Below are 16,507 nucleotides of genomic sequence, written 5' to 3'. Positions count from 1 at the left end.
GCGTCAGGCGTTGGCACGGCTAACGGTTTGTCAGAGGGAAAACGCGGCGGGGTATCACATTGAAACCCCATGCCGGTCTGCTTGCGATGGGGTCTGCCTGAGCGTCAACGCTTGAGGAGGAGGGCCTGCATATCGTCTGTCATGCCTTTGAGTGCAACCTTGAAGTCATTGGCAACAATCGGCTGCTCGGCATTCTTGACGGTCTCGCCGAATACCTTGCGCACGATCTTCGCGACCGGCATACCGGTTTTGGCGTCGATCAGGTTGGCTTCGATGTACATCTCGGCGGTCTGATCCCGATGCCCGGTGGCTGCTTGTGTCGCCCCGACAATGGCGCCGATCGGAACAGCCTCATACCAGTGCATGCCTTCATTATTGGCGCTGACGTGAGTGATCGCCGCTTGCAGGATCAGCGACCGCGAATCGGTCGGCGCCAGCTGCGGATAAGGGACGATCGTATAGCGGCGGGCAAAGGCGAGCTTGACGCTGTCGCTGGCCATCAATTGCAGGTCTTGCAGGGTCTTCAGGCTGACGCGCGCGGTCGGCTGCGGCGATGGGTACAGTTCCATCTGCCTGAACACCACAGTGGAGTACGCACGAGGATCGAACCCGGGCGATACCCAGCGCAATACTTTCTGCTCACTCGGCGTAGTTTGCTCCTCCAGGCCCTGGTAATTGCCCAGGAAGCCCGAGTATTGCTCTTGCTGCGCGACTTTCGAGACACAGCCGACCTGAAATACACAGCTCAAAGCAATACCCGCAATCCATTTGTTCGACATGCCCATGTGTTTGGTTCTCAAGTGATGAAAGTTGTCATTCGGGTTCCGACCTGGCCCCGGGCATTGGTCCGGGTGCCTTGTATTCAGGCACTGATACTCGCCGGTCGGTTACGCAAAGCAGGTGCTTGCACGCCGGTCAATGCGGGCCGAATGCTGCCCGTAGCGGCGGGATAATCCGAATCAATAACTCTCAAAAACTGTTAAACACGGAGCCGGGAAAAATTGCACATCGATCACAGTCGCCTACGCTAACCCTTTGCAACGCCGGTTTTGGCGTCTACAGGTGAGTGAGATGGATTTGAAAGAAGGATGGATGTGTACCGCGTCGACACTCGTCGTTGCGTTGGGCTTCATCCCGATGGCTCAGGCCGAAGATTCGGCAGAGTTGGCCAAGAAAGCCCTTAACCCGGTCGCCGCGATGTACAGCCTGCCGGTGCAGTACAACTGGGACCAGAAGATGGGGCCGACCGGGGAGGGCATGCACAGCGTCACCAATATCCAGCCTGTGCTGCCGTTTGCCTTGAACGAAGACTGGAACCTCATTTCCCGGACCATTCTGCCGATCATCGACCAGCACGGCCTGGCCCCCAATGGCGCGGCGGACAAATCCGGCAGCGGCGATATCACCCAGAGTTTTTTCTTTTCACCAACCAAGCCCACGGAAAGTGGCTGGATACTCGGTGGTGGCCCGGCGTTATTGATACCGACCGGCAGTGATGAATTGCTCGGCAGCGAGCAATGGGGCCTCGGCCCGACGGCGGTGGCGTTGAAGCAGTCCAATGGCTGGACCCGAGGCATTCTGGCCAACCATATCTGGGGCCTGGACGACAGCCCGCCGGACAACAAGGAAAAGGTCAACCAGACCTTCCTGCAACCCTTCCTCTCGTACACCACCCATACGCTCACAACCTACGGGGTGAACACCGAGTCGACCTACAATTGGCAATCGCGCGAATGGTCGGTACCGGTCAACCTCACAGTCACCCAACTGTTGAAGATCGGCGGTCAACCATTGACGGTGCAGGCCGGCCCGCGCTACTGGCTCGACAGCCCGGAAGACGGCCCGCAAGGCTGGGGCTTTCGCGCCGCCGTGACGCTCCTGTTTCCACGCTGATACGCCGTTTCGGACGGCCTGGAGGAGACACCCCATGGACCGATTCACCGGCGGTTGTTTGTGCGGCAAGGTGCGCCTTGTTGCGTCGGGGCGCCCGTTCCGGGTTGGCGTTTGTCACTGTCTCGACTGCCGCAAGCATCATGGGGCGCTGTTCCACGCGTCCGCGATATTTCATCAGGATGCAGTGACAATCGAGGGCGAAACCCGTGACTACGCCGGGCGGCATTTCTGTCCGCAGTGCGGTTCGTCGGTGTTCTCGCGCAGCGCAGACGAAATCGAAGTGAACCTGGGATCCCTGGATGCCCCTGACCAGTTGACGCCAACCTACGAGAGCTGGACTGTACGGCGCGAGGCTTGGTTGCCGGCGTTTGCGCTCACTCGACATTACGAGCGCGATCGAGATTCCACGGGGCGTTTTGAGGACTAGCGGGCAGATAGTCATATTCCATAACAAGCGGCTATGACAACGAGTGCAAGAAAACACACCAGTTGAACGCTGAAGAAGGTAAACCGAATCGCCACGAACGCATTGGTTTGCTCATGGGATACGTGAACCAGTGACTGGCACACGCGAGCGATCAGGACGAGCGTGGACAAGTAGTTCACTGCTGAGCCATTGACATCAAGGGCTGTAATCACGAATACGATGACGCCAAAGACAGGCAGGTTTTCCACACAGTTGGCGTGTGCCCTGGTCCCGCGCCGATACCAATCCTCGCCTTCGAGCCGATCGCTGCGGAAAGAGGCGATCGGAACACTGGAGAACAGGATCCCGACCCAGCGATAGACCCCGACGGTTGCCATCAACAGCAGCAAGGTCCAGGTCGCAAACCCGAGCAGCATCCACATCGGTATCGTCATGGCCGCCATCCTCAATCAATCATTATCAGCACGTCATCCCGCAGCGCGACCGACGAGCAGTCGGTCGCACGCTGTCGGTCAATTGCTCATGATGGGTGCCAGTGCAGTCTGAATCCGGGACATCTGTGCGGGCGTTGTCATCTGCGTCAGCAGTCGGCCGAAGTGTGGATGCCGTACGCCCGAGATAATGTATTGCCAGCGGTAGGCGCTCAGCACGCAGGCTTTGATTTGCGCCGTCTCATCGACACTGAACGATCGTGAAACATTGCTGATGAAATAGTCGGCATCGGCTGCCGATTGTGCCTGCAGGATTGCGTCCACGGCCGCCACCAGCGCAATCAGATCAGTCACTGCCAGGTCGCGCTCGGCGGGCGAGAGTTTCGCGTGTTCGTCCCGCCACTCCAGTTCATCGAGTACGACGTGGCGGCTTTCATCCTTCCAGTGGAATTTGAAGACATCCTTGAACAGCGGGCACAACTCCTCGCGCGGGGCGATGCTTTGCACGTAGTGCGCCTGAACGAACAGCTCGATATGACAGGTCAGCGCCAGCACCGACCAGGTGCTGGCCGCCAGTACCGCACGCGCCACCTCGTTTGGATCGGCAACCTGACGATATCCTGCTGGCAAATGCGAACTCATCATCGTCTCCATGCGCCGGAACAGTTCCTGATGCTTGATCTCGTCGTTGGAAAAACGCACCAGCGCTTCAAGCGCCAGTTGATTGTCAAATACATGGGCCCGACCCTGATCGAGCATCTTGGCACTGATGAAACGCTCGACCAGGCCAAAGATGTACGCATAGGTCCGGCCCTGAATCTGGCTGAGCAGGCGCGCCTCGGCCCCATCGAGAAAGGTCAGGCGATCGATCTGCGACAGTCCGTCGGGGAGGAATTTGCGCGAGAAGTCGAAACTGCGGTCCTGGAGCAGATCGCGATCGATCTGCCATTCGGACTTTTTCGAAGAGCTGACCATTTGCGCATAACGGGCGGTGGTGCCTGACGCTGAGCCGGGTAGGGTAACGACGCTGTTCATATGGATCTCCTGCTGCCCTGGTTGAGTTGGAATGGGGCAATTTCGGGTGACGTCGGAGCCAATGACCTCAGGTGAAACCTCTGGGGACAATCTCGATCGCTGAGTCCGCGTTGGTGCTAATCTAGGCGTCGCAGTTCAGGCGGTGAATGACCGGTGCGCCTGAATACCTGCTCCGGACTCCGGAAAGGAGGGCGGTCAAGTGTTGGATGCGCTTTCTGATGTCTTGCGTGTGATTCGGTTGTCTGGAGGGGTCTTCCTCGAGGCGGAACTCACTGCGCCCTGGTGCATCAACGGCAGAATCTCGGCGGATGATTGCAAACCGTTCCTGGCGGCACCTCGACACATCATTGCGTCGCACTTTGTCGCCGCGGGGTGCATGCAAATTCAAATCGACGGTGGTGCCGCCATCGAGGTAAGGGCTGGCGAACTCGTTCTGCTTCCTCGCAACGACGCTCATTCCTTTGGCAGTGACCTGGGCATTGCGCCCATGCCGGCCAGAGAAGTCATCCAGCCGCCAGAAGTCGGCGGCATTTCGAGGATCAAGTACGGCGGGGGCGGCGAGGCCACGCAGTTGTTGTGCGGGTTCCTCGGTTCGGAAACTCCCTTCAGCCCGCTGCTTTCGTCGCTGCCTTCCTTATTGAAGCTGGACCTGCGGGCGACGGCTTCAGGCATCTGGATCGAAAGCTCCTTCCGTTTTGCTGTCAGTGAAATCGCGGCGGGACGCGTTGGCTCGACAACGGTCATCGCCAAACTATCCGAACTGCTATTCGTCGAGGCTGTCGGCCAGTATGTCGCCAGCCTTCCCGCTGAGCGGCGCGGGTGGCTGGCGGGTTTGCGCGATCCGCATATCGGGCGCGCCCTGGCGCTACTGCATGCTCGCCCAACCGAAGGCTGGACCGCAGAAGCCCTGGCGCTCGAGGTGGGCATGTCGCGCTCGGTGTTCGCCGAGCGCTTCACGGCATTGGTCGGACAGCCACCGATGCAATACCTGACGCTGTGGCGCATGCACGTGGCGGCTCAACAGTTGCGCGAAGGTCGCGGCAATGTGGCGCAAATCGGCTTTGCCGTTGGCTACGATTCCGAAGCCGCGTTCAGTCGCGCATTCAAACGCCAGTTCGGTACATCCCCCGGCACCTGGCGCAGACAATCCGCATGAGTGGGGCCGGTGCCAGCTCTGCATGGTTACCTGACCAGGCTTGACCCTTTGAACTCAAGGAAGCCGAGGCGATTCTACCCGAGCCTGGCTGGCTCGCAGCGTTTTGGAGACCTGGGCTTGAATCTCGTAGGCAGGCGCCTCGACGGCTTCGTAATCACGGGTATAGCGAGTGGCAAACTCGTGATTGCCCCATTGCTGGTACTGCTGCACGTGCTTCAATTCATGTGCCCACAGCGCGACATCGTTCAGTGCATCTTCGGCATTTCGAAAGACGATGATGTCGATAAGGGTGACCGCACGGATATCGGGATTCTGCAGCATGGTGTTTGCGGCGTTCAGTTCCACATCATCGCCGACCTTGTAGCGCGCCGAATCGAGCACTTGAATGTCGTACCAGGGTTCGAGCTGGGCCCGAATATTCAGCGGAATTGGCCGGATATCGCCCGTTGCCGCAGAGTCGCGCGATTGCACAATCCAGCTCTGCAACCCAGAGGCCGCCATCTGGTTCATGTCGTCGAAGATTGATCCCGCTTCCTCTTCGGAACCTGGAGCACAAAAACAAGCGACCATGCAGACCTGGGACTGCCCGGCCGGGCAGGCGAAAACCGAGGACGAGGTGCCTGCGCAAAAGAGCACGATCGCTAACCGGAAAACTTGACGCAAAAATACAGCTGACAATGGGTTCTCCCATGGGCAATGGCGGTCGGCAGGCGATACGTTGGGCATCTTGCACCCATTGTCCTGCCGCGTGTTGGACCGCTGCGACACTGTTCGATTCCCTGGGTTCCACAGTTTCTTTTGGGCGTTTCCCTCAATGCCTGTAAGGCCCTGCCTGGCCGAAAGCAGCACGGTTGAGTCGCCAATCGGTAAAAACCGGCTGATAACCTGGCGCTAACGTAACCCCAAAGACTGACGCAACTGCGCCGGACTCACTCCAAGGCGTTGCTTGAAGGTGGTCGCCATGTGCGCCTGGGAGTTGAAACCACAGGCGTAGGCGATCTCCGTCAGGGTGGCGGTGGAATCGCGCATCAGGGCGCGGGCCTTGGCTAGGCGTCGGTCGATCAGGTAACTGTGCGGGCTTTTGCCGGTGGCGTTTTTGAAGGCCCGCATGAAATATCCTTCGGACAATTCGAGCAGGCCCGCCATCGCCGGTACGCTCAACGGGCCATCGAGGCCTGTATCTATGAACTCATCGAGCAAGCGCATCCGGCTACCGGTTATCGCGCCATGGGGTGCTGTCGCCACCGCTTCGCTACCCGTCGCCCGCTCGGACAACGCCAGTGCCCAGGCTTCCCAATCGTCCTCCACAGAGGCCAGCAACAGCGCGGCGCGCATTCGCCACGCGAGGGCAGAGGCCTGCCGGTCGATGCGATTGTTGAAGGCACGATCCCCGACCAACGCCATACCGTCGGTGCGTATCACCCGCAGATATTCACCGCCCTGGGGGGATTCGGACAACACGTCACACCCGGCGGGAACGAACGCCAGGCCGTTGGGTACGGCATCGAAGGGGCGTATTCGGTCACTGCCGATGGCGTGCAGGCCTCGCTGGCTGTCGAAGGCGAAGCCGATTCCCGCCTGGGTCGCGACATATCGGGTCGCGTAGGCGCTACCGGGGAGCAATTCGATCGCCCATGGGCCGGCCTCGATACGACGGACCGGTTCGGACAGCAGTGGCGGCGGCGGGCGATTTCGATGACTCATGGACACCATAGTAGTGAAGAGAGGGGACAAAAGTCAGGTCAGTTTTTTGAAAGCCGGTATACGGCGCCGTTGTTCAAACTGGGCAAAATCTCAGGGGGACCCCTCATGCACAGACTGACTCGCGACGATATCGAACAGGCCGCTCGCCAGGTTTACCAGGTCATGCCCGCCACCGCCCAGTACCCTTGGCCCTTGCTGGCTCAGCGGTTGGGTTGCACGGTGTGGGTCAAACACGAAAATCACACGCCTACCGGTGCTTTCAAGGTGCGCGGCGGTATCACGTTCATGCGCTGGCTCAAACGCGAGCACCCGGGCGCGAAGGGCATTGTCAGCGCTACCCGCGGCAACCATGGGCAGAGCCTGGCACTGGCGGCTCGCACACTGGGGTTGCAGGCGTTGATCGTCGTGCCGCAAGGTAACTCGGTAGAAAAGAACAACGCCATGCGCGGTTTTGGTGCTGAAGTGGTCGAGTATGGCCGCGATTTCGATGATGCCCGTGAGGAGGCTGCCCGCCTGGCGCAAGCGCATGACCTGTTCCTGGTTCCGCCGTTTCACACCGAATTGGTCAAAGGCGTCGCCACTTATGCGCTGGAGCTGTTCACCGCAGCGCCGGACCTGGACACCGTTTATGTGCCGATTGGTTGTGGATCGGGGATTTGCGGGGTGATCGCCGCCCGCGATGCGCTGGGACTGGAAACAGAGGTGGTTGGCGTGGTTTCCACGGAGGCGGCGGCCGCACAGTTGTCGTTTGACGCTGGCGCGATTCGCGAAACCGCCTCGGCCAATACCTTTGCCGACGGCCTGGCCGTGCGCAAGCCGATTCCCGAAGCCTTTGCCGTCTACGCGGCAGGTGCGGCGCGGATCGTATCGGTCAGCGATGACCAGATCGCCGAAGCCATGCGCGTGTATTACACCGATACCCATAACCTTGCCGAAGGAGCCGGTGCGTCAGCGCTGGCAGCGCTGATCTCGGAACGTGAAGCCATGTCGGGAAGAAGGGTGGGGGTGATTCTGTCCGGTGGCAACGTCGACAGATCGGTGTATGCACGAGTGATTGCGTGAAAGGGGCCATGGCCCTTGTCACATAAATTTGAAATGCACGGCATTGCTCCGCAGAATCACGCCCCGATCCGGCCAAAGGCGCCGGACGTTCGTGGTGAATAGGGGCCGCAGTTGAACGATCAGACATTGTCCATGCGCCTGGAGCGCGTGGCGGCACATGTACCAGCCGGTGCGCGCCTGGCCGATATCGGCTCGGATCACGGTTACCTGCCGGTGGCATTGATGCGCCGTGGCGCCATCGCGGCGGCGGTAGCCGGCGAAGTGGCGTTGACGCCGTTCCACGCGGCCAACCGCACCGTGCGCGAGAACGGCCTGGATTTGCAAGTTACCGTGCGCCTGGCCAATGGCCTGGCGGCAATCGAGCCGGAAGACGGGATTACGGCGGTCAGCCTCTGCGGCATGGGCGGCGAAACCATCCGCGACATCCTCGACAGCGGCAAGGCGTACCTGAGCGGTCAGGAGCGCCTGATCCTGCAACCCAACGGTGGCGAGCAGCCACTGCGCCAGTGGCTGATGGACAATGGTTACCGCATCCTCTGCGAGGAAGTGCTGCGAGAAAATCGTTTCGACTATGAAATCATCGTCGCCGAGCACTCCGGACCGGTGATCTACACCGCCCAAGAGCTGTACTTCGGCCCATTGCAGATGCAGGCCCGCAGTCCGGCGTTCCTCGTCAAGTGGCAGCGCAAGTTGCGCCAGAAACAGAAGACCCTGAGCCACTTTGCCCAGTCGCAGCAGGCCGTGCCCGAGGAAACGGTGCAGGACATCGCGCGGCAGGCCCGGTGGATCACAGAGTTGCTGGCTTGAGCCAGGTCCGGGACTTGTAAACGTCTTCGATTACGCGGGCGATGGATCGGCGTTTTTCCCGGAACCATTGCCTTTGGCCTGACGGGCGCTGCGCCGCAGTTCCTGTGGCGTGCGCCCCACGACTCGCACGAAGCTGCGAAGCATGTGGTCGGCATCGCCGAATCCGAAGCACCTGGCGATCTCTTCGAATGTCTGCAGGCCGTCCTCGACCAGTGGCCGCGCCGACTCGATACGCAGGCGCTCCAGTTGGTCGACCACCTGCAAGGCCTCGGTCGCGACTTGCAGTCCACTCGAAGCGCTGATCAATCCGCCCTCAAGGGACGCGACAGTGAATCGATAGCCGGGAGGGCGTGCGCGATTGGCGTTGGAGAAGGCTTCGAGCGGGCCACTCAGATCGAGCAATACGAAGCCCGGATAGACCAGGAAACATATGTGACGCTGCATGCACGGAACATCCACAGTCTGAATGGGGTCATGGTACGCGCTTGCTGTCGGGAAGGTCACGTGGGGGCATTGAACCCAACCGCCTCATGCAAGGTGCCTGGGCTTGTCGGCCGAAATCCAGGGATATATGTCCATTTCGTGCCGTCTTCTCGCCGTACCGTAATTGCACCACCCCCACATTGCGGACGTGCAACATGACCTTCAACCGAATTCATCCTGCCAGACTCATCTCCTGCGCCACCTTGCTGGGGGCGATCCTGATGGCGCCCGGCATCGGTTTCGCCGCCGAGAACCCCTACGCCGATCCAGCCAAACCGGCGCTGCCAGCTTCCACTTTTCAATGGGATTCCAGTCGAACCGCGCTGGTCGTGATCGACCCGCAGATCGACTTCATGAGCCCTGAGGGAGCGGGCTGGTCGGTCTTCGGCCAGAGCGTTACCGAGCAGAATCTGGTGCCAAATCTGACCCGGCTTTTCACGGCGTTCAAGCAGGCCGGAGCGACCGTCGCCATCTCGCCACACTACTACTATCCCCAAGATCATCAGTGGAAGTTTGAGGCGCCAGCGGAGACCGTTCAGCACAAGCTGGGTATGTTCGACCGCAAGGGCGCTCTGACGCTCGATGGATTCCGCAATTCGGGTGCCGACTTCATGAAGGAGTTCAAACCCTTCATCGAAGACGGCAAGACCCTCGTCGCCTCACCGCACAAGTTGTATGGCCCGCAAAGCAACGACCTGATGCTGCAGCTGCGCAAGCAGCGGGTCGACAAAATCATCCTGGCGGGCATGGCCTCCAACCTGTGCGTCGAATCGCACCTTCGCGAGTTTCTGGAGCGCGGTTTCGAGGTGGTTGTCGTACGTGACGCCGTCGCCGGCCCGAAGCTGCCTGACGGCGATGGATACGGTAGCGCGCTGGTCAACTTCCGCTACATCGCCAACGGCCTGATGACGACCGATGAGGTCGTGAAAAAGCTGGAAGGGCGCTGACCTTGGGCATGACCAGACAGGGGAGTACCCGCACAGGATCTGCTGACGTTCATTCGCGGCTGATCCGGCCCATCCATGGCTCTGCTGCTCGCAGGGCCATGGATAGGCTCTTGGGTCGGCCTCATTACTCTTCTTCCCTGAGCGCATGGATCCGCCCTGATTTTTCTGCAGCTATCAACGCAGCATGATCTTTCGCATTTTGATTGGCATAAGCGATGGAAAATTTGCCGATGGCCTGGTCGAAAGAGTCCAGCTTGCCCAAGTAACCACTGATGAGCGCCGCATCCCCGGATTTGGCATGGGCACGGGCGAGGGTATGACCACACCACTCGGCGTACATCTTCATCCGTGCCGCGGAAACGCCTTCGATGGGCGCTGACATTTTCATGTCCCGCAACTGGCGTACAAAGAAGTGCCGGCCATTTTGTCCGCGTGTCCAGCCCAGGAAGATGTCGCTGGAGGACTGCATCAGTCGCTGCCCCGTGACAACACGCTGCCCCTGGTTCTCGTAGTCGCTGTTGCCTGCATAGGGTGCCAATACCGAGGGACAGGCCTCCTTGAATTGCAGGAGCAAGGGGTGGTTTTCCGCGGAAAAGAACAGCCCGACGAAACAATAGGTCCCCACGCTTCCGATCCCGACCGCTTTGACGGCAATGTCTTCGAGACGGTAACGATCGAAGAGCACGCGTCGTTCATGGGGCAGCGACAAGCGATAATCATGCAATGCGCTACGGACTCGCTGCTTGAAGCCCTTTTCATACACATGAAAAAGCAAAGGCGGCTGATCGATCAGTCGCCGCCGCCCTCCAACTTCGCTGCTGATCTTGGGGTAGAGGTAATCACCGAGACGCAACCTGGCCTTTGCGATCACTTGCTCGCGAATTTTCTTGATCTCGGCATTGGGCGCCATATCGATGATCGTTTGGGCATCCAGGCGGTCATACCAGACATCCAGCGGGCCCATTTTCGAAAATTTGCGCAGGCCCTCGCGGTAAGCGCAAGCGCATTTGACGGCAATGTCCCGTGCGTCTTTATCGTTGAGTCGGTTATCGCGCGCGGCCACGGTAAAACTGATCGCCAGGCGTTTGACATCCCATTCCCAGGGGGCCGGGAGCGTTTCGTCGAAATCGTTGATGTCAAAAATCAGGTTGCGCTCAGGTGTCGCGAACAACCCGAAATTCATCAGGTGGCAATCCCCGCAGGCTTGCACCTTTACGCCAGTGGTTGGGGTCGTGGCCAGGTCATGCGCCATCAACCCCGCGGAGCCGCGTAAAAAGGTGAATGGACTGCGCAGCATACGCCCGTAGCGCAGTGGCACCAGGTTGGGCAGTCGAAAGCGGTTGGACTCTTCGAGCAGTTCGATAGGGTCGCGGCGCTTGCCGGGTGGTTTCCATTCGGCGTGAACCGAATGCGGCAGGCGTTCGCGTAGTTGCTCGCCTGCGAACAGACGCTCCTTGCGCGAGAGAAAGACCGAATCGTCACCGGTGTCGTCCGATGGCTTTGCCAGGCCGTCGGCAGATTTGCTTTTGCGGGGGGGCATGTCCACTCCTTTGCTCAACGAAGTCTGACTCGCTCGGGCACAGGATCTGGTAATGCGACTGTTCCATCAGCCCCCAGGGCGCGCGTGCACTGGCATCCTGGAAAGTGTCGAAGCTGTTTTTCAAGCGTAGCAGCTCCGATTCTGGATGCTGTATTGCCAGTACTGAATGAGCGCTCAATTCGAAGTGGTTTGCGGATGACTGCAGGCGACTCGAACTTGCCGGTAACCGGTAGGAAATTGAGCCACTGGTCGGGTCTGGCGACGAAAGTTCAGCGCAATAGCGGTTTTTTTTCCCGCATGGAACAGGAAACGATTCAGCTGCGTAGCGACGCGGGTTTCAGCCGAAGAGGCAGGCGTTCCCAGGTGCTGGAAACAGTACCGTTTGTCGATGTTTTTGCTCAAAAAATGAACGATCGGGATATGCTGGGCTCTGATTTCCCAGCAGGCGGATCCTTAGGTTCCCGCTGCACTCACTAGAAAAATGGACGTATACCTCATCTGCATTGAATGGAATGCACATGGGGATTTTTTTTACCTGAGACCTGGAGTGATAGTATGCCGTCATCACTGACTCGCTGGGCGAGTCGCTCTCTCTTGTAATACCAAATTATTTAGTTGCTTCAATCTTTGCCAACTTGACCTTGCAGGTGCGAATCAATAATCCGCATGCCTGGGGCATGGTCAATTTGCACTGCTGCTATAAGTGGAGATGTAGTCTTGGATATTAATACAATGATCGGCCTGATCGGCCAGAAAGAATCCATGGAGTTTTTGCGTTTAGGCGTTGTGTACGTTCATCTGTTGGCTTGCTGCGTAGCGATTGGCCTGGTGTTCGCCAGCGATGCCGCAATGGTCAAGGACTTACTGAAAGGTCGTGTGTCGTCGGGGCACGATAATGAACATATGGCCAGTCTTCAGAAGTCTGTTGCCAATGCGTTGATATTCTTGTGGGTCACCGGAGCTGCGATTATAGGCATTGATTACCTTGATAAAGGCATGACCTATTTTGCCAATCCGAAACTTCAAGCCAAAGTTATTATTGTATTGTTGCTGACGTTCAACGGCATGTTGTTGCACCGCTACGTATTGCCTGCAATGTTGAAGGCCAGTTCGTTGCTTGATCTTAAGGTCAATGTACGAATGTTTGCCCTGTTCTCTGGCGCACTGTCGGGCGTGTCCTGGTTGTATGCCGCCATGCTCGGTGTCGGTCGACCGCTGGCCTGGAAGTATTCGCTCACCGAGTTGCTGATGGCCTATCCGGTGTTGATCGTGCTCGGCTTTGCGATGATGGTGGCGCTGACCGAGTGGGCGCGTAAACGCAACGAAGCGACTCCGGTTCAAGAGTCTTCGTGGCTGTTTGCGGGTATTCCTGCGCTGCGCTGAGCTGACGAAATTCCGGGAAGAGGCGGGTGAAACCGTCTGAACCGCTCAAACATCAGACCCCCTCCTCGTGAGGGGTTTTTTGTGCGTGTGGATATCAGAGTTCAAAGAAAACCGGCTCGAATGGCCGGTTTTTTTCGTGTGAAATACGTCCATTTCATTTCAGCGCCAACGCGTTGATCGTCGCGCGTGAAAGCGATCCGAAGCGCTTAACCAACGGCCCAAACGCTGAGAAGCCCCTCATCCTTTCGACAAGGAGGAGGGCAGCGGGGTTGGTCTCGCGTCTACCGCTCATCGCCAAGGCATAAAATAGGCTTTGACATCATTGGGGCTTTGGTTGAGTATTAATGCATCGCATGCGATCTGATCGAAAGCGATAAAAAATAACGACAACCCTGACCGTTTGGAGATTCAGCCATGAACACCGGAAGCAGCCGCACAATGTTTATCTCGACCGCTCACGCTTCCCATGGCCAAAACGGCAACAACTGGATCATTGCACACGCCAATTGATGAACGTTGTCTTTTAATTATCACAAACGACGCATGCGATATAATCGCACGAAATATAAAGCCCTGAGGAAGTCCCCATGAGCAAGATCGAAAAAGTACTGGCCAGCGGCAAAACCCACACCACTCGAAACAGCGCAGGCAACACCTCGCGCGGCCATAACGGCAACCTCGACATCGTGCTGTCGTCCCCCGGCAGCGACACACCGGCACATGTGCTCACTGCCGTCCAGCCACACCCGAAAGCCGAGCAACTGTTCGCCGGAGCGTGGTCGGCCTGCTATATCGCAGCGGTGGGGCTGGCCGCCCAGCAGATGAAAGTGACACTGCCGACCGACACCGCCGTCGACATTGAAGTCGATCTGGGCCAGACCGGCGCGGCTTACTTCCTCCAGGCCCGACTGACCCTGCGAGTGCCGGGGCTTGACCAAGGGGTGGCGACTGAACTGGCCCACAACGCCGATTCCATCTGCCCTTACTCCAAGGCCACACGCGGCAACATTGATGTCGACATCAACGTCCTGACGGCATAACCCACTGCACGGCCGGCTCACCGGGGATCTTCCCGGTGAGCCGGCCGTCGGTGTTTATACGCACTACCGATACCATCGCGTACGACGTATAGTTTCAGCCTCGCCAGATTGAACCAAGAGAACGCCCATGAAAAACACCGACAAGACATCCGCCCTGGATCTCAAACTCTCCGAGTTCCTGTGTTTTGCGGTCTATTCCACCAACCTGGCCTTCGGCAAGGCCTACAAGCCGATGCTCGAACGGCTCGGCCTGACCTATACGCAATACATCACCCTGGTTGCGCTGTGGGAGGAAGACAACCAGACCGTTGGCAGCCTCGGCGAAAAGCTGTTTCTCGAATCCAATACCCTCACGCCGATCCTGAAGAAGCTGGAAGCGATGGGTTATCTGCTGCGCCAGCGCGACCCGGAAGACGAACGCCAGGTGCGGATCAGTCTCACCAAAGAGGGGCGAAAACTACGTGAAGGCCTCACCGAAGACGGCTTCCCGCAAACCGGACTTGACCCCGACGACTTCGTGCAGATGCAGAAGGCGATTGTGAAGTTACGGGGCAGTCTCATCCGGTCGACCAAGGACAGAGAGTAAGTCGTATCCAGTAAAGTGAGTGGCCCCGGATTTGCGAGGTGCACTGTGCGCAGAAACCCTTTGCGCAGGGTAATACGGCTATCGGATGTTGTGCGGCGGTTGTACCGCAGGACTGGCCATTGATCTGAATCCCCCCGATTTCGGCGTGAATTCCCCCCGCTAATGGGCGCGATTCCCCAGCAGGATTCGCGTCTCCATCAGCTCGGGAATTTCTAATTTCGAGCAATGTTTGCGGGGCGTTCAGGCGTGCCGACAAGTATTGTTACATCGATGGCAGGGTAATTGCTGAGCGAGGGTATCCCGTTCATGAAAGGTGTCGGGACGCCGTGGAGCTGTAAGTACCCCCCATTGAGTGATTGATGTAACCGTTGGGTTGCATCACGAAATACCCCTGGCTACTCAATGGAAGTGCCGCAGTCATCCTCTGCAACTGTCCAGGGGAAGTTGTTATGAAGCACTCCAAGCCAGCGCTGCACCCGTTTTCGGCCTTGATCATTCCATGGACGATGGTTTGCCTGCTCACGGTAACGCTGGTGGCGGCCGACGAACCTCAGGGCAATGACAATCAAAGTAACGATAAGTGGGTGGAGCCGGCACGCTCCAGGCTCATGCATGTGATTGGCGGGATGCCGTTCTTTCCCCATCGGGCCAACACCACCGGCAACCTGATCTTGAATGTGAAGGACTTTGACAATGCCCAGGTCTGTGGCGCTTGTCACACGGAGATCTACAAGCAGTGGCGCTCGTCGATGATGTCCCAGGCCTGGGATGAACCCATCTATCGGGCCTTGCTCAAGCGTGCGAGTTCAGCCACCGAGGGCAAGGTCGATAACTTCTGCACTGGCTGCCATACCCCGATCGGTCTCACGACCGGGCAGATCACTTCGCAAGTCAACCGCTCCTCGATTGAAGACAGTGCGAAGAACCATCCGATGCCCGGGGTCGATTGCGAGACCTGCCACAACATCAGTGCCCGCACGGGCCTCGACAACGGCGCCTATGTCCTGAGCCCGCGAGCACACGGCAAACCGACCAAGTTCGGCCCGCGCCGGGATGCCGTTTCGCCTTATCACGACACCGTGTATTCCGCTCTGCACACCCGCTCGGACTTTTGCGGCACCTGCCACAACGTCACGCACCCCTTCAGCAGCGTGGCGGTGGAGCGCACCTACGATGAATGGCAGGAGAGCACCTACAGCCTGAACAATGTGACTTGCCAGAGTTGCCACATGCCGGGGTTTGCGGGCAAGGCCGCGATCATGGGGCCTGACCGCGAGGAGGTCGCCTCGCATTGGTTCAGCGGGGCCAACGCGATGATGCTCAAGCATCTCGGTCAGGAGGAGGGCGCGCAACGCGCACGCGACATGCTCACGCGCGCCGGGGACATAAAGTTCGAGCAAGTGCCGACAGCCATGACGCCCGGGCAATACACCTCGGTAGCCGTCAAAGTGACCAACGTCGGCGCCGGGCACAAGCTGCCGACCGGCTTTCCAGAGGGTCGGGAGATGTGGATCGATTTTCGGGTGCAGGATGCCAGTGGTCGCGAGATCTATCGCCTGGGTTCGATCAAGGACGGCAAGACCGAGGTCAACACACGAAATTTCAAGGTGCACATAGGCGACAAGGACGGCAATCCGCTGGACGTCGAGGTCTGGAACGCCACGCAGATTCTCTCGGACAACCGCATTCTGCCCAAGGGCTACGATATCGGGGAGTTCTCCTTCCTGGTGCCGGCCGACGCCGTCGGGCCGCTGACCCTGACAGCCGATCTGAACTACTGGCCGTTTTCCCAGAAACTGGCCGACTACCTGCTCGGCAAGGATAAAGTGCAGGTGGAAATCACCCGGATGTCCAACGTCACGCAGAGCGTACCCCTGTCGACCGGATCCGAAACGGCGAAGCAGGCGGTACCCGCGAAGTTGAAACTCGACGACGCTAGCGCTTACTACAAAGAATGAACACGTCATTGCCATCGTCGAACAGGTAACGCGTCTCGGATTGGAGCATGGCAGG

17 protein-coding genes are annotated in these 16,507 nt (G+C 58.7%); 10 read left to right on the top strand and 7 right to left on the bottom strand.

Translation table 11 applies throughout. The features are described from left to right. Nucleotides 1–104: 104 nt before the first annotated feature. On the bottom strand, nucleotides 105–785 hold the full coding sequence (locus tag VC35_RS00235; protein ID WP_046037042.1) for a DUF3313 domain-containing protein: 681 nt from the start codon (nucleotides 783–785) through the stop codon (nucleotides 105–107). A gap of 286 nt (nucleotides 786–1,071) precedes the next feature. On the opposite strand from VC35_RS00235, the gene VC35_RS00230 reads away from it, so the two are divergent. Both VC35_RS00230 and VC35_RS00225 read left to right on the top strand, forming a co-directional pair. Continuing rightward, a complete protein-coding gene (locus VC35_RS00230) occupies nucleotides 1,072–1,893 on the top strand; it encodes a hypothetical protein (RefSeq protein WP_046037041.1) in 822 nt (273 codons plus the stop codon). A gap of 34 nt (nucleotides 1,894–1,927) precedes the next feature. Further along, nucleotides 1,928–2,320: a GFA family protein gene (locus tag VC35_RS00225; protein ID WP_046037040.1), complete on the top strand. Its 393-nt coding sequence runs from the start codon at nucleotides 1,928–1,930 to the stop codon at nucleotides 2,318–2,320. An 11-nt stretch (nucleotides 2,321–2,331) separates the two neighbouring features. Here the strand turns inward: VC35_RS00225 and VC35_RS00220 are convergent, their stop codons facing one another. Together VC35_RS00220 and VC35_RS00215 are read right to left on the bottom strand one after the other, a co-directional pair. Then, nucleotides 2,332–2,754, bottom strand: coding sequence for an MAPEG family protein (locus VC35_RS00220; protein WP_046037417.1), 423 nt, complete (start codon nucleotides 2,752–2,754; stop codon nucleotides 2,332–2,334). A 78-nt stretch (nucleotides 2,755–2,832) separates the two neighbouring features. After that, nucleotides 2,833–3,786 carry a diiron oxygenase gene (locus tag VC35_RS00215; RefSeq protein WP_046037038.1) on the bottom strand — a complete coding sequence of 318 codons (954 nt, stop codon included), beginning with the start codon at nucleotides 3,784–3,786 and terminating at the stop codon, nucleotides 2,833–2,835. A 199-nt stretch (nucleotides 3,787–3,985) separates the two neighbouring features. Between VC35_RS00215 and VC35_RS00210 the strand changes: the two genes are divergently transcribed. Further along, nucleotides 3,986–4,942, top strand: coding sequence for an AraC family transcriptional regulator (locus tag VC35_RS00210; RefSeq protein ID WP_046037037.1), 957 nt, complete (start codon nucleotides 3,986–3,988; stop codon nucleotides 4,940–4,942). A 54-nt stretch (nucleotides 4,943–4,996) separates the two neighbouring features. Here VC35_RS00210 and VC35_RS00205 read toward each other — a convergent pair whose 3' ends face one another. Then, nucleotides 4,997–5,668: an eCIS core domain-containing protein gene (locus tag VC35_RS00205; protein WP_259674414.1), complete on the bottom strand. Its 672-nt coding sequence runs from the start codon at nucleotides 5,666–5,668 to the stop codon at nucleotides 4,997–4,999. Between the two features lie 165 nt (nucleotides 5,669–5,833). After that, nucleotides 5,834–6,655 carry a helix-turn-helix transcriptional regulator gene (locus VC35_RS00200; RefSeq protein ID WP_046037035.1) on the bottom strand — a complete coding sequence of 274 codons (822 nt, stop codon included), beginning with the start codon at nucleotides 6,653–6,655 and terminating at the stop codon, nucleotides 5,834–5,836. Nucleotides 6,656–6,751: 96 nt separating this feature from the next. On the opposite strand from VC35_RS00200, the gene VC35_RS00195 reads away from it, so the two are divergent. Both VC35_RS00195 and VC35_RS00190 read left to right on the top strand, forming a co-directional pair. Next, on the top strand, nucleotides 6,752–7,708 hold the full coding sequence (locus tag VC35_RS00195; RefSeq protein ID WP_046037034.1) for a threonine dehydratase: 957 nt from the start codon (nucleotides 6,752–6,754) through the stop codon (nucleotides 7,706–7,708). 111 nt (nucleotides 7,709–7,819) lie between these two features. Continuing rightward, the gene (locus tag VC35_RS00190) at nucleotides 7,820–8,515 is read left to right on the top strand and encodes a tRNA (adenine(22)-N(1))-methyltransferase (RefSeq protein ID WP_311132819.1); all 696 of its coding nucleotides are present in this window, start codon (nucleotides 7,820–7,822) and stop codon (nucleotides 8,513–8,515) included. A 30-nt stretch (nucleotides 8,516–8,545) separates the two neighbouring features. Here the strand turns inward: VC35_RS00190 and VC35_RS00185 are convergent, their stop codons facing one another. Beyond that, the gene (locus tag VC35_RS00185; RefSeq protein ID WP_046037032.1) at nucleotides 8,546–8,959 is read right to left on the bottom strand and encodes a helix-turn-helix domain-containing protein; all 414 of its coding nucleotides are present in this window, start codon (nucleotides 8,957–8,959) and stop codon (nucleotides 8,546–8,548) included. Nucleotides 8,960–9,153: 194 nt separating this feature from the next. Here VC35_RS00185 and VC35_RS00180 point away from each other — a divergent pair, with 194 nt between their 5' ends. Further along, nucleotides 9,154–9,945 carry a cysteine hydrolase family protein gene (locus VC35_RS00180; RefSeq protein WP_185754719.1) on the top strand — a complete coding sequence of 264 codons (792 nt, stop codon included), beginning with the start codon at nucleotides 9,154–9,156 and terminating at the stop codon, nucleotides 9,943–9,945. Nucleotides 9,946–10,069: 124 nt separating this feature from the next. Here the strand turns inward: VC35_RS00180 and VC35_RS00175 are convergent, their stop codons facing one another. Then, nucleotides 10,070–11,485, bottom strand: coding sequence for a DUF2252 domain-containing protein (locus VC35_RS00175; RefSeq protein WP_046037031.1), 1,416 nt, complete (start codon nucleotides 11,483–11,485; stop codon nucleotides 10,070–10,072). Nucleotides 11,486–12,217: 732 nt separating this feature from the next. Between VC35_RS00175 and VC35_RS00170 the strand changes: the two genes are divergently transcribed. The 4 genes from VC35_RS00170 to VC35_RS00155 all read left to right on the top strand — a co-directional run bounded on the left by VC35_RS00170 (nucleotide 12,218) and on the right by VC35_RS00155 (nucleotide 16,452). Continuing rightward, nucleotides 12,218–12,868: a hypothetical protein gene (locus VC35_RS00170; RefSeq protein ID WP_080925219.1), complete on the top strand. Its 651-nt coding sequence runs from the start codon at nucleotides 12,218–12,220 to the stop codon at nucleotides 12,866–12,868. Between the two features lie 587 nt (nucleotides 12,869–13,455). Next, entirely contained in the window at nucleotides 13,456–13,908 is a 453-nt protein-coding gene (locus tag VC35_RS00165) for an Ohr family peroxiredoxin (protein ID WP_046037030.1), read from the top strand. A 127-nt stretch (nucleotides 13,909–14,035) separates the two neighbouring features. Next, complete coding sequence (locus tag VC35_RS00160; RefSeq protein ID WP_008051025.1) at nucleotides 14,036–14,494, top strand: MarR family winged helix-turn-helix transcriptional regulator; 459 nt, start codon at nucleotides 14,036–14,038, stop codon at nucleotides 14,492–14,494. 449 nt (nucleotides 14,495–14,943) lie between these two features. Further along, nucleotides 14,944–16,452 (top strand): multiheme c-type cytochrome, encoded by a 1,509-nt coding sequence (locus VC35_RS00155; RefSeq protein WP_046037029.1) that lies wholly within the window; start codon nucleotides 14,944–14,946, stop codon nucleotides 16,450–16,452. Nucleotides 16,453–16,507 lie beyond the last annotated feature (55 nt).

Origin of the sequence: Pseudomonas fluorescens (assembly GCF_000967965.1) — a bacterium.
GTDB lineage: Bacteria > Pseudomonadota > Gammaproteobacteria > Pseudomonadales > Pseudomonadaceae > Aquipseudomonas > Aquipseudomonas grandcourensis.
The sequence above is the reverse complement of the archived record's forward strand: the minus strand, read 5'-3'. Positions and strand labels throughout refer to the sequence as shown.